Source organism: Treponema putidum (assembly GCF_000755145.1).
GTDB classification, from domain to species: domain Bacteria; phylum Spirochaetota; class Spirochaetia; order Treponematales; family Treponemataceae; genus Treponema_B; species Treponema_B putidum.
On sequence record NZ_CP009228.1, the window covers coordinates 1,756,656 to 1,774,234 of the forward strand.

Sequence of the window (17,579 nt, forward strand, 5' to 3'; positions counted from 1 at the left end):
TTTGAGCTTTTTTAGCAGTAATGTGCCTTGAGCTCAAGCCTAAATTTTGTAGGAGACTTTTATGTACAAGTGGTATGCACTTAAACGTATTTTACGGGGTGTAGTAATATATTCCATTCTTATTTTTATCTTTTCTTTTTTATTTAATCAGATAAATGAAAAAGTTCAGCGCAGCCAGATAATGGAAATGGTTCGCGCTGAAGCAAAGGGTCTAAAAAATATGACTGCCGAACAGATAATGGCATGGCGTAAAGATCAAGAATTGACCCTTATTAGACAATATAGATTAGACAGGCCCTTAGTTGAGCGTGTTTTACATAACGCAAAGAGGGTTCTAACATTTGATTTCGGTAAATCGACAACGATAAAATCCTTAACGGGTTCTCAAGAGGTTATCAAAATATTGGGAGAGGCAATTCCCAGAACCCTCTTGCTTTTTACAACAGCCTTTGTGATTAATACGCTGATCGGTTTAGCCCTGGGCTTAAAAAAGGCTCAAAGGCCGGGAAGCCGGCAGGATAAGGTAACAAGTTTGATTACTCTTATCATTTACGGTATGCCCAGCTGGTGGTTAGCCATGCTTTTAATATTTGTGTTTGTTTACAAAATTCCCCTTTTTCCGTCGGGAGGTGTAAACTCTGTTCCGGTACCGGAAGGTATACGGTTTGTATTTGATAGGCTGCAGCATCTTGCTCTTCCGATTCTTACCTTGGTTTTATTAGGTTTTTGGAGTACGGCTTACATTATCCGAAACCTTGTTTTGGGTACCTTGCAGGAAGATTTTATAATGAGTGCAAGGGCACGCGGTATCCCCGAAAAGAAGGTCCTTCACGGCCACACTTTAAGGACATCGGCACCTCCATTGGTAACGATGATTTTGCTCTCCTTTTTGGCCTCAATGTCGGGAAGTATCATATTTGAGGGTATTTTTTCGTGGCCCGGTTTAGGCCAGCTTTATTGGATTGCCGTTCAGCAAAACGATATTCCTGTCTTAATGGGAGATTTGGCCATTACAACAGGTCTTTATCAAGCAGGTCTTATAATCCTTGATCTGGTTTACGGTTTCTTAGACCCGCGTATAAAAGTCGGAGGCAAGGAATAATGAAAAATTTTATTGATAGATTTAAAGAATTTTGGAATGATTTTAAAAAAGAAAAGATAGGCATTGTCGCCATAGTTCTTTTAGGTTTACTTGTGATTTTGATTATACTTGAGCCTATTGTCTTGCCCTTTAAGGGAACAAACGATAATTGGCATAATATTTCTTATTGGGAAGATAACCCTGCTTCCGCTCCTCCCGTATGGTCGGAATTATTTAGCTCGAAAAAATCGGCTAGGACGGTTCGGTTTACCGAGCCTGAGATTACGGAAGAAGAATCGGAGCATTTCGGTAAGGCTAAGGTTTATAATTTTAAGTATAACTATAATTATGATAAAAATCCTAACAACATTATTTTTAGAGCCGAACTTACGGGCGATGTAATAATGAGTCTGGATGTTATCCGGCCTGACGGAAAGCGTATTGAGCTTGGCGTTTTTCAAAAAGGAAATTTAAAAGATTATCACAGCCGCTTTACGGTTTTAACCGATGCAAAATCCACAATGCAGCAATTTACTGCCTCTTACGGCGCTTCTGCTACATCGGGAAACGCAAATCCTGTTCAGTTATTGTTCTCTGAAGTTTCAAAGACCATGTACAGGGATAAAAAGCCTTTAAAGGGTGAATATGTTTTTAAATTCGTTATACCCAAAGATGTTGCATCCAATTCTGCCAATAAGATTGAAAATCCTAGGCTTATAATTCCGGGAGCGGTTTCGGGTCTTTTGGGTACTGATCTAAACAAGAGAGATTTATTTTCCGGTGTTATGGCCGGTTTAAAATGGGCTCTTTTAATAGGTCTTGTTGCAAGTATTATTTCGGTTTTAGTCGGCGTTATGTACGGAATTATAAGTGCCTACTTCGGCGGAACGGTTGATACGATTATGATGTTTATCTTTGAAATAGTCGTGTCCGTTCCTATTATTCCTATATTGATTGTAGCGGCCGCAGTTTTTAAACCGAGTATATGGATGATAATCCTTGCCCTTATTATTTTCGGCTGGACAGGTTCGGTAAAAACCGTCCGCTCAATGGCCTTACAAATAAAGGAAGAAACCTATATTGAAGCTGCAAAGGCCCTCGGTGCCGGAAAATGGAGAATCATTCTAAAACATATCGCTCCTCTTCTTTTGCCGTATTCTTTTGCTATTATGGCAAGTTCGGTTCCGGGAGCCATTATTTTTGAATCCTCTCTTTCGCTTTTAGGTTTGGGAGATCCTTCTATTGTAACTTGGGGACAAATTCTCCATGATGCTCAAAGTTCGGGTGCAACCTTAAACGGCTTATGGTGGTGGATTATTCCTCCCGGTCTTTTTATAGCCCTTTTGGGTATGATATTTGCATTCCTAGGTTTTGCAATGGATAAGATTCTGCATCCTAAACTCAGGACAAGGTAAGGAGGTTTTAATATGGAAAATAAAGAAGTAGTTCTTGATGTAAAAAACTTGAGATTGTACTATCACACCTCCGCAGGTATTGTAAAAGCCTTGGATGATGTGAGTTTTACCCTTCATGCCGGCGAAACGCTGGGTCTTGTAGGAGAATCCGGCTGCGGTAAGACGACTACAGGTATGGCTCTGCTTAAAATGCCCTCTCCTCCCGGAAGAGTAGAGGAGAATTCTCAGATTATAATCAATGGAAGGGACATTGTTCCCCTCTCCGATTCGGAGATAAGAAAAAATGTACGCTGGCAGGAAATTTCGATGGTATTCCAAGGGGCTATGAACAGTTTAACTCCGGTTTACACAATCGGAAAACAGATGCTTGAAACCCTGAGAGAACACAAAGAAATGAGCGATAAAGAAGCTCAAGACCTAATGGAAGAGTATTTGGGCTACGTCGGCCTTCCGCCCGAAGTTTTAAACCGCTATCCCCACGAGCTTTCCGGAGGAATGAAGCAGAGGGTTGTTATAGCGAGCGGCCTATTCTTAAAGCCTAAACTCGTTATTCTGGATGAACCCACCACTGCCCTCGATGTTATTGTTCAAGCTCAGATTATAAACCTCTTAAAGGAACTAAAACAGAAATTTAAGCTTTCCTTTATATTTATTACTCACGATCTGTCGCTTGAAGCCGAGATTTCGGATAGGATTTGTGTTATGTATGCGGGAAAAATTGCCGAGCTTGGAACCAATGAGCAGATATACGGTAAGGAGCCCCTGCACCCATATACCCAAAAACTTTTACAGGCAACACCTCTTTTAAGAAAGAGGGTGAGCGAGCTTTCCTATATTCCGGGAACGCCGCCCGACCTTATTTCTCCGCCCAAGGGCTGCCGCTTTAATCCGAGGTGTCATTGTACAATGGATAAGTGCTTTGAAGTTGAACCTCCTCTTATAGAGGTTGAACCGGGACATCAAGTAGCATGCTGGAGGTGTGTAAAATGAGCGATAACGAAAAAAAGATAGATCCTAATGACCATGTTCTTGAACTGATTAATATAAAAAAATATTTTGAACCCCATCAAGGTTTTGTCCAAAGCCTTTCAAAAGGTATAGCCAAAAAGATAAAGGCTGTAGATGATGTTACCTTGCGTTTGAGGAGGGGAGAAATCTTCGGCCTCATAGGGGAATCGGGTTCAGGTAAAACTACGATTGGGAAGATAGCGATGAAGCTTCATACCCCTACCGAGGGAACAATCCTATACAATGGAGAAGATGTTACGAATAGCGATAAGGAAAAGACCGCCTTTTACCGCCGCCGTGTTCAGATGATTTTCCAAGACCCTTATGCTTCTATGAATCCCCGTTTTAAAATTCGGGATGTAATGGAAGAACCTCTTCTTATTCATAAGATTAAGGGAACAAGGGCAGAAAATGATGAAAAAATCATCAAGGCTATTTCGGAGGTAAAGCTAAATCCGCCTGAGGAATTTATGACACGCTATCCTCACATGCTTTCGGGCGGTCAAAGACAGCGTATAGCTACGGCCAGAACCCTTATCCTAAACCCCGAAGTTATAGTTGCAGATGAGCCTGTTTCGATGATTGACCTTTCAACCCGTGCTGAAATTCTTCACATGATGAGGGAGGTTCAAAGGAAACTAGGGCTTACCTATCTGTATATTACCCACGACCTTTCAACTGCAAGGTATTTTACCGACCGAATAGCGGTTATGTATTTGGGTCGTATCGTAGAGATGGGGGATGCCGATGATGTTATAGATAATCCCATGCATCCCTATACTCAAGCCTTAATTGAAGCTGTTCCCGAACCTAAATCGGGAATGCTTAACGTAATAAAAAAACTCCCTATTTCGGGCGAAATCCCTTCGCCTGCAAATATTCCGCAAGGGTGCCGCTTTCACCCGCGATGTCCCTATGCGGATGAGTCATGTTCATCTATGGAAGAACCTTCGTTGACGGACATAGGAAAGGGACACTTTCATGCCTGCCGAAAGGCCGAAGAGATTAAGAAAGGGTAAAATGAGGTTTAAAAACCGCTTTCGTTCTCTTGAGCAAATGCGTTTCTTATGATAATATTCAAGCTGCGGGTTACTGTAACCCGCAGCTTTTATTTTATGGAGGTATCGATTTTATGGAAGCAAAAAAACTTACGGAAAGCGTTCATTGTATTCATGCAGATATACATGACAGAACAGCCCGCTTTGAAGGCATATGGTTATTGCCCCACGGCGTTTCGATAAATTCTTATGTTGTAAAGGGAGAAAAAACAGCCCTTATCGATATAGTAAAAGATTGGGACGGATCGGTAAATTCTTACCGAAAACAGCTGGAGTCCATAGGCCTTTCATTCTCTTCTTTTGATTATGTAATTTTAAACCACCTTGAACCGGATCATGCAGACCTTATAAACCTTGTGCGGGAAGAAAACCCAAGAGCCGAGATATTGGCTTCTTCAAAAGGGGCAGCCCTTGTTAAAAACTTTTTTAAAATAAACGAGGGGGTAAGGGCTGTAAAAGACGGAGAAGTTTTGGACTTAGGCGGAGGCAAAAAACTCATTTTTTATGAAACACCGAATATCCACTGGCCCGAAACCATGATGACCTATGACCCTGACGATAAAATTTTATTTTCTTGTGATGCCTTCGGTTCTTACGGCTGTATAGGCGAAAAAATCTTCGACGACCAGCATACCGAAGATGAGCTTAAATTTTTTGAAAATGAGGCTTTAAGGTACTATTCAAACATTGTTGCAAGTTTCAGCTCCTTTGTAAATAAAGGAATCGAAAAACTTGCCTCCCTTGATCTTAAATTTATTTGTCCGAGTCACGGTCTGGTTTGGAAGGGATCTCCATCACGTATCGTAAGCCTTTATAAAAAATTTGCAGGTTATAACACGGGCGGAGAGTTGGAAAAAAACATCTGTGTTATATGGGGTTCAATGTACGGCTACACTAAGGCCGGCCTTGATGCGGTTATTGAAGGCATAAATGAAGAAGGAGTATCTTATTCTATCTACAGAATTCCCGACACGGACGCAACCTTTATTTTAGGCGAAGCTTACCGTTCTGCAGGCCTTTTATTGGCAATGCCTACTTACGAGTATAAAATGTTCCCGCCTATGGCTCATGTCCTTGACATGTTTGAACGAAAGCACTTTACAGGCAAAAAGGTATTGCGCATAGGAAACTGGGGCTGGGTAGGCGGCGCCAAAAAAGAATACGAAGAAAAAATAGAAAAATTTAAGTGGACCAATATTGAATCCCATGAATGGCAGGGTAAGCTCAGCGATGAGGATAAACGGATATTAAAAGAAAGAGGTAAGGAATTGGCAAGAGCTGTAAAGAACGGATAAAAGCCTTTGATAAAAAACATTTGACAAATACTTAATACTGTGCTTTAATATAGGAGGTGTTTTAAACACATAAAAACAACAGGAGGAATTTAATGAAGAGTTTTGTTAAGTTTTTATCATGTATGCTTGTAGTGGCTTTGGTATTTACTGCATGCGGAGGCGGCACCGGAACAGCCGCAGGAGGCAAAAGCCCTGTAAAAAACGGTACCTATGTAGATAAGGTTATCTACTCTGTAAGTACCGATCAGACGGTTGCCTTAAAGGACGTTATTGAGGGCAAAGCTGATCTCATGTTTACTTCTGTTCCGCCCGTACTTTTGTCGGGTCTGAGCGATGCAGACAGAGATAAAATAGATGTTTACCCTGTTTCTGCAGGCTATTGGTCGCTTCTATTTAACCCCATTCCTAACAAGGCTCCATATGTTTGGAAGACCGAATCCGGCGAAGAAATGTTTAATCCGGTTGCAATCAAAGAAGTCCGTTATGCCTTTAACTGGCTGATCAACCGAAAGAAATTGGTAGATGAACTTCTTTTAGGTGAAGGCTCTCCTATGTACACGCCTTGTACCGTAGGACTTCCCGGAACATACCGATATAATATCTTAGCATCTAAATTCGGTATTACCGAAACCGGAGATGAGCAAAAAGCTCTCAACATGATTGAAGATGCTATGCAAAAGGCTTCACAGCTTGCTGAAAACAGAGGGAAACTTGTAAAAGAAAACGGAAAGTGGATGTATAACGGTAAGCCCGTTACAATTAAGTCGATAATGCGTGTTGACGATCCTACAGGCCGTCTTCCTGCAGCCCGATATATTCATGCACAAATTGAAAAGGCAGGTCTTACTGTTGAAGGTTTTGAGAGAGATCGAAAAACGGCCGGCGGCCTTGTTTACGGCGGGAACCCTGCCAACTATGATTGGACAATGTATCTTGAAGGATGGGGTTCAGGCGGTTTCTATGTAACATGGGAAACTCCCCTTTGCGCTATGTACAGTCCTTTCTACGGATACCTGCCCGGAGGCGGAGATGCCGAATTCTGGAATTATACAAACGAAAAGCTCGATGTTTTAGGAAAAAAGGCAGCATACGGTCAGTATTTGACAGCAGAAGAATTCTTTAGCGAGACCACCGATATGTGTGCATTGGGAATGGAAGAGGCTATCCGTGTTTATGTTGTTTCTCAAAACGACTTATATGTAGCTAATAAATCACGATTTAATTCCCGCCTTTTTTATGGAGTCTTTGAAGGCTTTAACGGCTGGACTGTAAGATGTGCCGATGTTAAGCCCGATGTTGACGGTCCATATAAGGGAAAGAGAGTTTTACGCATATTGCAGTATTCGGCGCAAGGTTCTTTGTTTATGTCTGAATGGGATCCTGTAGGAGGCCAGGGCTTTAGCGATATCTGGAGTGCCGCATTTATAAATACCGTTACCGATGAAGCTGCCTTTACTAACCCTGCTGTAGGACGAACCGAATTTGCTATGTCAACTGTTGATGTTGCAAATGCAAAATTCGCTCCCAAATTCGTAGCCACAGGCAACAAAACGGAAGAAGGCGATGATGAACTTGAAATGAGCGGTGATATTCCCGTTCCTGCCGAAGCCGTTATGTATGACACGGCTTCAAAAAAATGGGTTCCTGCCGAGTCAGGTCAAAGTGTTGCAACTGTTTCAACGGGAAAGTTAGTAGACGGTTATTACTGGCATCACGGTGAACCTGTAGACCTTAACGATGTCCGCTATGCTTTTGCTTTTGCCTATGAGTGGGCCATCAAGGACGGAGATGGAGACCTCTATTATGATGCTCCTTTAAGCGGTGTTACTCTCCCAAATCTTAAAAACACAAAGGGGATAGTATTTAATAAGGACGGATCCATCACTACATACAGCAACTACTTCCATGCTCCTATTCCAAGAGATACAGCCATAAGTGTAGGCGGTTTAAACGTAAAGGCCGCCAACCCGGGCCGAAGAACAAACGTACCTTGGGAAATTTATGAAGCCTTGGCAGAAATGGTAGTACACGGTTCAAAGAGCGGAACGGTTTATAACTTTGCTAAAGACGGCGGAGAGCGCGGTGTAGAAGCAAACGTTAAAAACCCCGATTGTCTTGCAGATATCAAGGCTAAATTGGAAGAATTTGTTGCTTCAAAGCATATTCCTGTGTCTTTAAAGGACTTTATAAATGAAGATTATGCCGTTAAAAGATACAAGGCTTCTATAGACTTTATCGAAAAATACGGAAATGCTTATATTACAACAGGTCCTTTAATGTTCGAAAAAATCGATCCTATTACAAGCTCCGTCGTATTAACCAACTTCGATAAATATCCTTATAAGAGCGACTACTTCCCGAATATGTTTAAAACAGACCTTACAGAAATTCAGTATGTCAAGGCTCCTGTAGCCCCTTCGGCAGACAAGGATGCCGTATTTGAGGTAACCGTTTCTAAGTATGCTTATCCTGAGGTTGAAAGAGTGCCTCTTGATAAGGGAAAGGTTGAAGGCCGGCTCCAGCTTCCTTCAGGCGGAGAGAAGGTTTATGAAGCTAAAGCAAGCGGGGATGGTAAATTCACGATTACAATACCTGCATCAGAGGTAGCCGGACTTGAAAAAGGTGTAGAGTACATAATGGTTGTATTAACCTCAATTTCCGATGAGCCGCCCTCAGCAAATTCGGTAAGCTTTACAATCCTTAAATAGAATTTAAGATTGTAATTTAAATCAAGATGCCTTGAAGCAGGGCATCTCTAAAAGTCTGACAAGGTTTTTTAGAGATGCCCAAAAGGCTTTGAGGCATTTTGAGCTTTTTATCTTTTCTTTTTTATTTGACCAAATAAAAATCTTTGATATATCTTGACATATTCGTACATTTAGTGCAAAATAGTTGAGCTCATTTTTTTGTTTATATGTTTAGCCGAGCAAGTTTAAGTATTATATGAGGTAAGTTTTGGCAAGCGAAATTTTAACTATTGAAGAAGTAGCCCGTTATTTGCGTGTTTCCGAAAGAACCGTCTACGAATGGGCTCAAAAAGGAGAAATACCTGCCGGAAAAATCGGAACAGTATGGCGTTTTAAAAAGGACGATATTGAGAGCTGGGTTGATGAAAGGTTAGCTTCTTCAAGGACTTCTCCTGCGAAGCATCATAAAATAACAACCGAAAACTTTTTGTCGCCGGATAGGATTATACTCTTAGATTATTCTACAAAACACGATGTTTTGGTTATGATGTCCGAGGTCTTATCTAAGGCTCCGCAGGTAAAAAATTCGGCAGAGCTTTTAGATGCAATTTTAAAGAGGGAAGCACTTATGTCTACCGCTGTAGGAAGAGGAATTGCCATTCCCCACGTGAGATTATCTTCCGTTACCGATTTGGTCATGGCTGTAGGTATTTCTAAAAGGGATATTTTAGACTTTGACGCTGTTGACGGAAACCCCGTGCGATTGGTTTTTATGATTGCTGCAGCAAACAATCAGCATGATTATTATTTGCAGACAATCTCCCATTTTAGCGCAAAACTGCGTAATGAAGAACTTAAAAGCCGCCTCTTAAATTCCACCGACCCTGCGGAGATTTATGATCTTTTGTGTGAATAGGGCGGAGTTTTGATGTGCTCTGAACCTTTTTTAGGTCTTCCGAATTATGATTCTCCGGCGGAGCTAAAAGCTCTTTTAGAGACCTTAGGCTTTTCCATGCAAAAAAAATTCGGTCAAAATTTTTTAGTCGATAAAAAGACCCGTGAGAGTTTGATTTCCCTTTTGGAGCTTAAAGAAGAAACAAGAATTTGGGAGGTAGGCCCGGGTCTTGGGGCGATGACCTGTCTTCTTTTAGAAAAGGGAGTTAATCTTACGGCCTTTGAAATTGACAAGGGCTTTATATCTCTTTTAAAAAAATTCTTTTTGGACAAAGGACAAAATTTTACTCTTGTTGAAGGAGATGTAAAAAAAAACTGGCTTCCTTACTTAAAAGAGCATGGGAAGCCCGATATTTTTTTCGGGAACCTGCCGTATAACATTGCCTCTGAGTTGATTGCTTCTACTATAGAAGCCGGAGCTGTTTTTGATACCATGCTTTTTACCGTGCAAAAAGAAGCTGCCGAAAGGATTACTGCAAGGCCGGACAATAAAAACTATACGGCATTTTCAGTACTTTGCTCCTTGTTTTATGAGTGTAAGATAGTAAAGACTATTCCTGCTTCTGCCTTTTGGCCTCAACCCAATGTAGAATCCGCCGCCGTCTTGTTTAAGGCAAAAAAAGAATTTGCAGAATATAAAAACTTTAAGCTTTTTATCAAAATAGTCAAGGCTCTTTTTTCTTCACGCAGAAAAAATATAAAAAATAATTTGAGCTCTTGGCTTAAATCAAACGGATATGACTGTAATGCCGATTTTGTTTTACAAAAAGCGGGATTAAGCGGGAATTTAAGGGCCGAATCCCTTGCCCTATATGATTTTTTGCTTCTTTCTGATATAATTTCTTCTTCGGATAAAAACAAATGAAGCATACAAAAAAAATTGCCTTTTTAATTTTCTTTGTTTCTCTTTTTTCTATTCTTCCCGTTTATGCGGAAGATACTGATGCTTCAAGAACCCCCGACCCCTATGGGGCCGAGGAATTTAAGCAATGGCAAAAGGACTTGCGCCGCTTTGAGATTATAACCTTCGGTGCTTTGCCCTTTGTTTCCCTTTTATCGTTTTGGGCCTATGACATAAGCCGCTCAATAGCTCATAAAGGGGATCCGGCCTATAATCCATGGCCTATTAAAGATGCCAAGATTGCAGTAAAACTTACCGAAAAGGAACAGCTGGGTGTTTTTTTAACGGCTGTCGGTATTTCTTTGGGGGTTGCAATAATAGATTTAACTTACCGTTCAATTAAAAGAGCTAACGCAAAAAAACTTGAGCAAAAAAATGAAGAGGAAGCGATTTTGTTGATTCCCATTGAAGAAAATAAAAGTGAAGAAACCGAAACTCCAAATACAGGGGAATCCGATGACGCTCAATAAGAGTGTTTCTTCTAAGTCAATATCCGAAAAATTTAAGGTTGAAGGCCTTTTATCTCCTTGCAGGATTGATGTTTATTGTACCGAAAGGCTTAAAAACTTGAGCCGCTCTCAATTAAAAAGCGGTTTAAAATCTCTTTTTGTTAATTCAAAAAAGACTAAACTTTCACGGAATGTTCAAAACGGAGACCTTATTGAGCTTCTCTGGGATAATCCTGTTCCAGAATATGCCTATCCTCAAAAACTTCCGCTTAATATAATTTATGAAGATGAGAATATAATTGTTATAAATAAGGAAAGGGGCAGGGTAACTCATCCGGCAGGCGGAAATTGGGACGGCACCCTTGTAAATGCCTTAAATTATTACAGGCTTGACGAGTCTAAGATTAAGGATGAGTTTGCCGTAGAACTTAATAAGTTTTTAAGTGAAGAAAAGGATTTAAAAACTATTGAAAAACTTTCTCTAGATCCTTACCGCATGGGTATTGTCCACCGTCTGGATAAAGAAACTTCGGGCCTTATTATTACGGCAAGGAATCTAAAAACTGAAAACCTTTTAAAATCCTTTTTTAAAAAAAGGGCGGTAAAAAAATATTATCTTGCAGTCCTTGACGGTGTTCCGCCTAAAAATAAGGGCAGAATAAAAACTTGCGTTTTTCGATCAAGTTCGGACAGAAAAAAATTTAGCGTTTCTGCCGATTTGACAAAAGGAAAGATTGCTCTTTCAGCCTATAAGGTGCTGAAATCTAACGGAAAAATGTCCTTGGTTCTTTTTAGAATTTATACCGGAAGAACCCATCAAATACGCTTACATGCTAAATTTATGGGATGCCCCGTTGCAGGAGATAAGGTTTACGGCAAAAAAAAGGCAGGTCTTGATAAGACCGGTATGCCGCTTATGCTTCATTCTTATAAGCTGATAGTTCCTGCGGCTGTAAATCAAAAAAAAGAATTTAAGGCACCTATACCTAATGATTTTAAACAAATACTTATACGGGAGGCTCTATGTTAATTGACTGTAAATTTTCTTCTCAGGCTGACGTCATTTTTGAAAATGAGGCTTACGCCGTTCTATATAAGCCTCGCGGAATGCCGACAGCTCCTCTAGTCGAGGATGAAGAAGGTACCTTGCTTTCGTGGTTTTTAAAAAAATGCCCGGAAGCAGTGTCAGTAAAAGGTAAAAAAGATATTGAGGCCGGTCTTATCCATAGGCTTGACACGGCAACAAGCGGTTTGGTTTTGATAGCAAAAAACCAAGAAGCCTATGAGGCCTTTAATTTGATGCAGGTAAATAATTTGATTAAAAAAACTTATACCGCATTTGCTGATACAAGAGATAAAGCGGGCTTAAATCCTGACTTTTCACAATCCAACCTTCCATATAGAATTTCAAGTCAGTTTAAAGCTTACGGGCCTAGAGGAAAAACGGTCATGCCCGTTTTTTACGGTATGAGAGACTTTTCTTCTACAGGTAAAATGTATACAACTAATATTATCGATATAACCGATATTCCGTTTACAGGTAATTCGGCACCGAGAGTAACCTGCACCTTAACTCAAGGCTTTAGGCATCAGGTAAGGGCTCACTTGGCATCTATAGGCTTGCCTATCTATTACGACCCTCTGTATAATGCAAACTATAAGGATTGTCAAGAGCAACTTGATAATCACAATTATCCCTTGCAATTATATGCTGTAGGCATTTCTTTTCCAAAGCCTCAAAAAGAATTTACTATTGATGGAGCAAAAGAGTATGTATCCTTTTTGCTTCAGCCGCCAGATAAAATGATCCTGTAATTAAAAGAGGCCGTTTTTTTCTTTACATTCGGTTATTTCTTTTTTTATTACGGCTTCATAGTTCTCATTTTTTTCCACTATACAGGAAGAACCTATGAACTCTTGTTGAAAGGCTTCATAAGTTAATTCAGGGTTACTCTTTTTTGCCGCTCCCGGAATTGTAACGATGATTTTTGTAAAACAGTCTTTAAAAAAAGGAACCATGTCCTTTATATTTTTATCTTCGGCACAGGCAAAGATAAGAGTCCCTTTTTCTTTTACAAGTTCAGAGTAAGTTTTCATGCACAGGGCAATGCTGTTTTTTGTATGGGCTCCGTCAATTATAACTTCAGGCTCATCCGAAAGAAGTTCAAAGCGGGCAGGAAGCCAGGCTGATGCAAGCCCTCGTTCTATAACCGCTTCATCCATTTGGGGAAAAAGATATTTTATCGTACAAGCTGCAAGGGCTGCATTTTCTGCCTGAATCAGGTCAAGGAGCTTTAGGTTTGCGCTTATCGGCCTTTTAAAAAGACCGCCTAGACCACCGGAAGTTTTGAATTCCACATCTATTTTTAAACCTTTTTTAGATAGGCTGTAATTTACGGGCTCCTTTACTATTTCGGGTATATAAAAAAATCTTGCATTTAATTGTTTTGCTCTTTCTTTAAAAACTTTTAAGACGGCCTCCGGCTGCTTACAGCAAAAGACAGGAGTGTTTTGCTTGATTATTCCGGCCTTTTCAAAGGCTATTTTTTCGAGGGTATTTCCCAAATATTTAGTATGCTCGAGTTCTATCGGAGTTAAAACGCAGGCTCTGGGTTTGAGGATGTTTGTCATATCCAGCCTTCCTCCCATACCTGTTTCGATAACCGCCCAATCCGTTTTTTGCATACTAAAGAGCAAAAAGGCCGTAACCGTAACTATTTCAAACCAACCGGGGTCTATGTCGGGGGCTTTTTCGATTATTGTCTTAAACCCTTCTACAATTCTTTTATAAGAAGCAGAGTAGGCCTCATCATCAAAAAAAGTCCCTGCCTCGGTCATCCTTTCTCTAAAATCTGAAACGTGCGGCGATGTATACAGTCCCGTCCTTATTCCGGCCTCTTTTAAAATGGAAGCTATCATTGTAGAAACGGAGCCCTTTCCTTTTGATCCTGCAATATGGATAGATAAAAAATCGTCTTGCGGATTACCGAAAAAATGAGCAAATTTTCTCATTTTTTTTAGATTGTCTTCGTTTTTATTTGCATTCCGCTCATAGTTTATAAAGGCATCAAGCCATTTACCGAATTCTTCCGTGTTCATCCCGCATCCTCTTGCCCTTGAGTTTAAGTAAACCCTATTGCTAAAAAAAAGAATATAGAATATTATATACCCATGTGTCAAGTTATTCTACCCGATAAGTTAAAAGGCTTTAAGGTTTATATGATCGGCATTAAGGGCACGGGAATGACGGCTTTGGCGGAGATTTTGGTTTCAAGAGGAGCTGTGGTTTCAGGAAGTGATGTGCCTGAAAGTTTTTATACTGATGATGCTTTAAAGAAACTTAATATAAAGATTTTTTCTCCATTTTCTCCCGATAATATTCCTGATGATGCAGAGCTTGTCATCTATTCGGCGGCTTATTCTCCCGATAATAATGAAGAAATGTATGAGGTAGAACAAAGAAACCTCCCTAAGATGTCTTATCCTGAAGCAATAGGAGCTTTGTCCCGTCATTCCTATTCTTGCGGTATTGCCGGAGTTCAAGGAAAAACCAGTACAACAGGTATTACAGGTTCTATCTTAAAAGAATTAAAACTTCCCGTTTCGGTTTTAGCCGGAAGTATAATAAAGAGTTTCGGCGATTCATGTACAATGCTTACAGGTTCAAAATACTTTGTCGCCGAAACTTGCGAGTATAAAAGACATTTTTTAAATTTTCACCCAAAAAAATAATTTTAACGGGAATTGAACCGGATCATCAAGATTATTATCCGACCTATGAATCTATTTTAACCGCCTTTTTACAGTACATAGACAGGCTGCCCCAATTCGGTGAATTATTTTATTGTGCCGATGATGAGGGGGCTTGTGAGGCCGCCCGCTTAAGTTTTTCGAGCAGGCCTGACCTCTTTTTTATTCCATACGGAGAAAAGGCTTCAGGGGATTATAAACTGACTGTCTCAGGCGTACGGGATGAAAAGCTGTATTTTTCTCTTGCAGGTTTTTCGGGAGAGTTTTATTTGCAAATTCCGGGAAAACATAATGCCTTAAATGCTGCGGCTGCAATAGCTCTTTCTATCAGCCTATTGAAAGAAGAATATGGTGAAGTCTCGATTGCCAATATTTCGGCTATCAAAAAGGCAATATCTTCCTATGCCGGAGCAAAAAGGCGGACTGAACTTATAGGAAAAATCGATTCAAAAGATATTTTGGTTTATGATGACTATGCCCATCATCCTACGGCTATAAAGTCCCTTTTAAGCGGTTTACGCCAATTCTATCCGAAAAGGAGGATAATTGCAGACTTTATGTCTCATACCTATTCCCGGACAGAAGCTCTTTTGGAGGAATTTGCTTCTTGTTTTAAAGATGCAGATACGGTAATTTTGCATAAGATTTTCAGTTCTGCACGTGAGCAGTATCATGGACAGGTTGATGCCGAGCTCCTTTTTAACCGCACAAAAAAATATCATAAAAACGTCTTTTTCTTTAATGAAGTATTGGATGCAAAAAGTTTCGTTTTAGAAAAATTAAGGCCGGGGGATATTTTTATTACGATTGGTGCGGGGGATAATTATGTTCTGGGTACCGAAATCTTAAAGGAGATGAATGTTTAAATATGAAAAGTATGACGGGCTATGCCCTTACCGAAAAAAATGAGCCTAATTCCTTTATCAGTTTGGAAATAAAGAGCTATAATTCAAGATATTTGGATTTAAATTTGAATTTTCCCTTTTGGCTTTCAGCCCTTGAGCCGGTTTTTAGAACCTATTTTTCTGAAAGGATTGCCCGAGGGAAAGTTGAGATTTCCCTTCATGTAAAAGATGCCGATATCGATGTCGATATCCTTACCAATACCAAAGTTGCAAAAGCCTATGCAAAGGCTATGAGGGAGGTGGCTGACGCTGCCGGTATAAATTCCGAAATAGATATAAACAGCTTTTCGGAAAAAGAAGGTGTTATCATAATAGAAAGAAACATAGATATTCCAGCTTGGGAAAATACTCTGCTTCCCATATTTGAAGAAACTTTTATAAAATACGATAAGACAAGACTTGATGAAGGAGCCGTGTTAAAAAAAGATATTTTAAATAACTTAGATAGAATTTATGCTTCTTTAAAAATTATAAAAAAATATGCTCCTCAAATGGAAGAAATTTTTTGTCAAAGCATTAAGGAAAGATTTACCGAACTTTTAGGGAGCGAAGTAAATGAACAGCGTATTATGCAGGAAGTTGCCGTAATGCTCGTTAAATATACAATCAACGAAGAAATTGTCAGGCTTGAAGCTCATTGCAATTCTCTATCGAATGAGCTGAAAAAGGATGTCCCCGTAGGTAAAAAACTCGACTTTATCTGTCAGGAAATAAATAGGGAGATAAACACTATAGGTTCAAAAAATCAGATGATTGAAATGTCTCAGTCCATTATTGAAGTAAAAGATGCTCTCGAAAACATAAGAGAACAAAGCAGAAATGTTGAATAGGTTAAATAAATGAAAAAAGTTTGTTATAAAATCCCTGAAGGAAGAGAGTTGAGAATTGCAATTTCGGGGCCGTCCGGATGTGGGAACACTACGGTTTCTACCTTAACTGCAAAGGCCTTAAATTTGCCATGTATAAATTATACTTTTAAAAACATTGCAGAAGAGCTTAATATGTCTTTTGAAGAGGTTTTAAAAAGAGCGCAAAAAGATTTTTCTTTTGATAAGATGGTAGATGAAAAACAAATTGAACTGGCTTCTTCAGGCCCTTGTGTTTTGGGATCAAGGCTGGCAATTTGGCTTTTAAAGTCAGCGGATTTGAAGGTTTATTTAAGAGCCTCAATAGATGTAAGGGCAAAAAGAATTCAAAAAAGAGAAGGCGGCGATATAGAAAAAATAAAAGCCGATACCGATTTTAGAGATATGGAAGATACGCGAAGATATAAACTATTATACGGTATTGATAATACAAAATACGAAAAGGCCGATCTTATCATAGACACGGATAACCTTAGTCCTGAGAAAATTTTAGAAAAAATATTGGAAGAGCTTTATTCCCGCGGCCTTTTAATTTAAGAAGTCTGTAATTATTTTTTTATCTTCATCGGACAAATCCGCAAAGTTTAAATTTAATACATTGTCGTTTGAAACAATTTTACAATTTGGAACTATAAACTCATGTTCGATTTTTAATGAACATTGGTCAAGGAGCATACCGGCTGTTAAATTACTTGTATTGGCCGGCATATCGGGTAAAAATACCAGCCCTTTGTCAGTTAAGTTTTTTACTGTTCCCGTTATTATAGTTTCATTTATAGGATTCGTAAATAAAAACTGCACACTCTTTTCAAAGTCTTTAACATGCTTGTAATTATAGCGGTCAAAAATCATGCGTAACTCTTCAAGAATTCCCTTAAAATTGCCGGGTTCTTTTATAGCTATAACCCCCTGAACGCCTAAAAACATAGCCTTGTCGGCTTCATCTGCAGAGAAGTCTTTTGGCGTTAAAAGTACAATCAACACTTCTTCCTTTGAGTTATCCCAGCGGATGTGTTGTGTAATAGGCTTCCAATGACGCGGAAAGTCTCTGGCGTTGATAATTACAATATTAGGGCTGATTTCCTCAATATTGTCCAAGGCTTTTAACGGAGAGCGGTAATGTATAAGGTCAAATTTATATTCTGAAAAAAGAGGTTGTAAATCATCGGTTGACCGAGGTAAATCCGAAATCAATAATGCTTTCATTAGA

At 39.6% G+C, this 17,579-nt stretch carries 14 protein-coding genes and 2 pseudogenes; 14 read left to right on the top strand and 2 right to left on the bottom strand.

The window, feature by feature from the left end; translation table 11 throughout:
• Nucleotides 1-61 precede the first annotated feature (61 nt).
• The 11 genes from JO40_RS07910 to JO40_RS07960 all read left to right on the top strand — a co-directional run bounded on the left by JO40_RS07910 (nucleotide 62) and on the right by JO40_RS07960 (nucleotide 12,663).
• The gene (locus tag JO40_RS07910; RefSeq protein ID WP_044978865.1) at nucleotides 62-1,102 is read left to right on the top strand and encodes an ABC transporter permease; all 1,041 of its coding nucleotides are present in this window, start codon (nucleotides 62-64) and stop codon (nucleotides 1,100-1,102) included.
• Nucleotides 1,102-2,496 carry an ABC transporter permease gene (locus JO40_RS07915; RefSeq protein ID WP_044978866.1) on the top strand — a complete coding sequence of 465 codons (1,395 nt, stop codon included), beginning with the start codon at nucleotides 1,102-1,104 and terminating at the stop codon, nucleotides 2,494-2,496. The genes JO40_RS07910 and JO40_RS07915 overlap by 1 nt, the downstream gene beginning before the upstream one ends.
• Nucleotides 2,497-2,508: 12 nt before the next feature.
• Entirely contained in the window at nucleotides 2,509-3,486 is a 978-nt protein-coding gene (locus JO40_RS07920) for an ABC transporter ATP-binding protein (protein WP_002671799.1), read from the top strand.
• Nucleotides 3,483-4,523, top strand: coding sequence for an ABC transporter ATP-binding protein (locus JO40_RS07925; protein WP_044978867.1), 1,041 nt, complete (start codon nucleotides 3,483-3,485; stop codon nucleotides 4,521-4,523). Before JO40_RS07920 ends, JO40_RS07925 begins: the two co-directional genes overlap by 4 nt.
• 113 nt (nucleotides 4,524-4,636) lie before the next feature.
• Entirely contained in the window at nucleotides 4,637-5,857 is a 1,221-nt protein-coding gene (locus tag JO40_RS07930) for an FprA family A-type flavoprotein (RefSeq protein WP_044978868.1), read from the top strand.
• A 92-nt stretch (nucleotides 5,858-5,949) separates the two neighbouring features.
• The gene (locus JO40_RS07935) at nucleotides 5,950-8,565 is read left to right on the top strand and encodes an ABC transporter substrate-binding protein (protein WP_044978869.1); all 2,616 of its coding nucleotides are present in this window, start codon (nucleotides 5,950-5,952) and stop codon (nucleotides 8,563-8,565) included.
• Nucleotides 8,566-8,812: 247 nt separating this feature from the next.
• Nucleotides 8,813-9,460, top strand: coding sequence for a PTS sugar transporter subunit IIA (locus tag JO40_RS07940; RefSeq protein ID WP_044978870.1), 648 nt, complete (start codon nucleotides 8,813-8,815; stop codon nucleotides 9,458-9,460).
• 12 nt (nucleotides 9,461-9,472) lie between these two features.
• Nucleotides 9,473-10,363 (top strand): 16S rRNA (adenine(1518)-N(6)/adenine(1519)-N(6))-dimethyltransferase RsmA, encoded by an 891-nt coding sequence (gene rsmA / locus JO40_RS07945; RefSeq protein WP_044978871.1) that lies wholly within the window; start codon nucleotides 9,473-9,475, stop codon nucleotides 10,361-10,363.
• Nucleotides 10,360-10,869 carry a hypothetical protein gene (locus JO40_RS07950; protein WP_044978872.1) on the top strand — a complete coding sequence of 170 codons (510 nt, stop codon included), beginning with the start codon at nucleotides 10,360-10,362 and terminating at the stop codon, nucleotides 10,867-10,869. The genes rsmA and JO40_RS07950 overlap by 4 nt, the downstream gene beginning before the upstream one ends.
• Entirely contained in the window at nucleotides 10,856-11,878 is a 1,023-nt protein-coding gene (locus JO40_RS07955; RefSeq protein ID WP_044978873.1) for an RluA family pseudouridine synthase, read from the top strand. Before JO40_RS07950 ends, JO40_RS07955 begins: the two co-directional genes overlap by 14 nt.
• A complete protein-coding gene (locus tag JO40_RS07960; protein ID WP_044978874.1) occupies nucleotides 11,872-12,663 on the top strand; it encodes a pseudouridine synthase in 792 nt (263 codons plus the stop codon). The genes JO40_RS07955 and JO40_RS07960 overlap by 7 nt, the downstream gene beginning before the upstream one ends.
• On the opposite strand, the pseudogene JO40_RS07965 reads toward JO40_RS07960, so the two are convergent.
• Nucleotides 12,599-13,947 (bottom strand): annotated as a pseudogene (locus JO40_RS07965) (bifunctional folylpolyglutamate synthase/dihydrofolate synthase). The gene JO40_RS07960 and the pseudogene JO40_RS07965 overlap by 65 nt on opposite strands.
• 72 nt (nucleotides 13,948-14,019) lie before the next feature.
• On the opposite strand from JO40_RS07965, the pseudogene murC reads away from it, so the two are divergent.
• The 3 genes and pseudogenes from murC to cmk all read left to right on the top strand — a co-directional run bounded on the left by murC (nucleotide 14,020) and on the right by cmk (nucleotide 16,906).
• Nucleotides 14,020-15,464, top strand: a pseudogene (gene murC, locus JO40_RS07970) (UDP-N-acetylmuramate--L-alanine ligase).
• Nucleotides 15,465-15,466: 2 nt separating this feature from the next.
• Nucleotides 15,467-16,333 carry a YicC/YloC family endoribonuclease gene (locus JO40_RS07975; RefSeq protein WP_044978875.1) on the top strand — a complete coding sequence of 289 codons (867 nt, stop codon included), beginning with the start codon at nucleotides 15,467-15,469 and terminating at the stop codon, nucleotides 16,331-16,333.
• 9 nt (nucleotides 16,334-16,342) lie between these two features.
• Entirely contained in the window at nucleotides 16,343-16,906 is a 564-nt protein-coding gene (gene cmk / locus JO40_RS07980; protein ID WP_044978876.1) for a (d)CMP kinase, read from the top strand.
• Here cmk and JO40_RS07985 read toward each other — a convergent pair.
• A complete protein-coding gene (locus tag JO40_RS07985; protein WP_044978877.1) occupies nucleotides 16,898-17,575 on the bottom strand; it encodes a response regulator in 678 nt (225 codons plus the stop codon). The two genes, cmk and JO40_RS07985, sit on opposite strands and share 9 nt — an antisense overlap.
• Nucleotides 17,576-17,579: the final 4 nt, after the last annotated feature.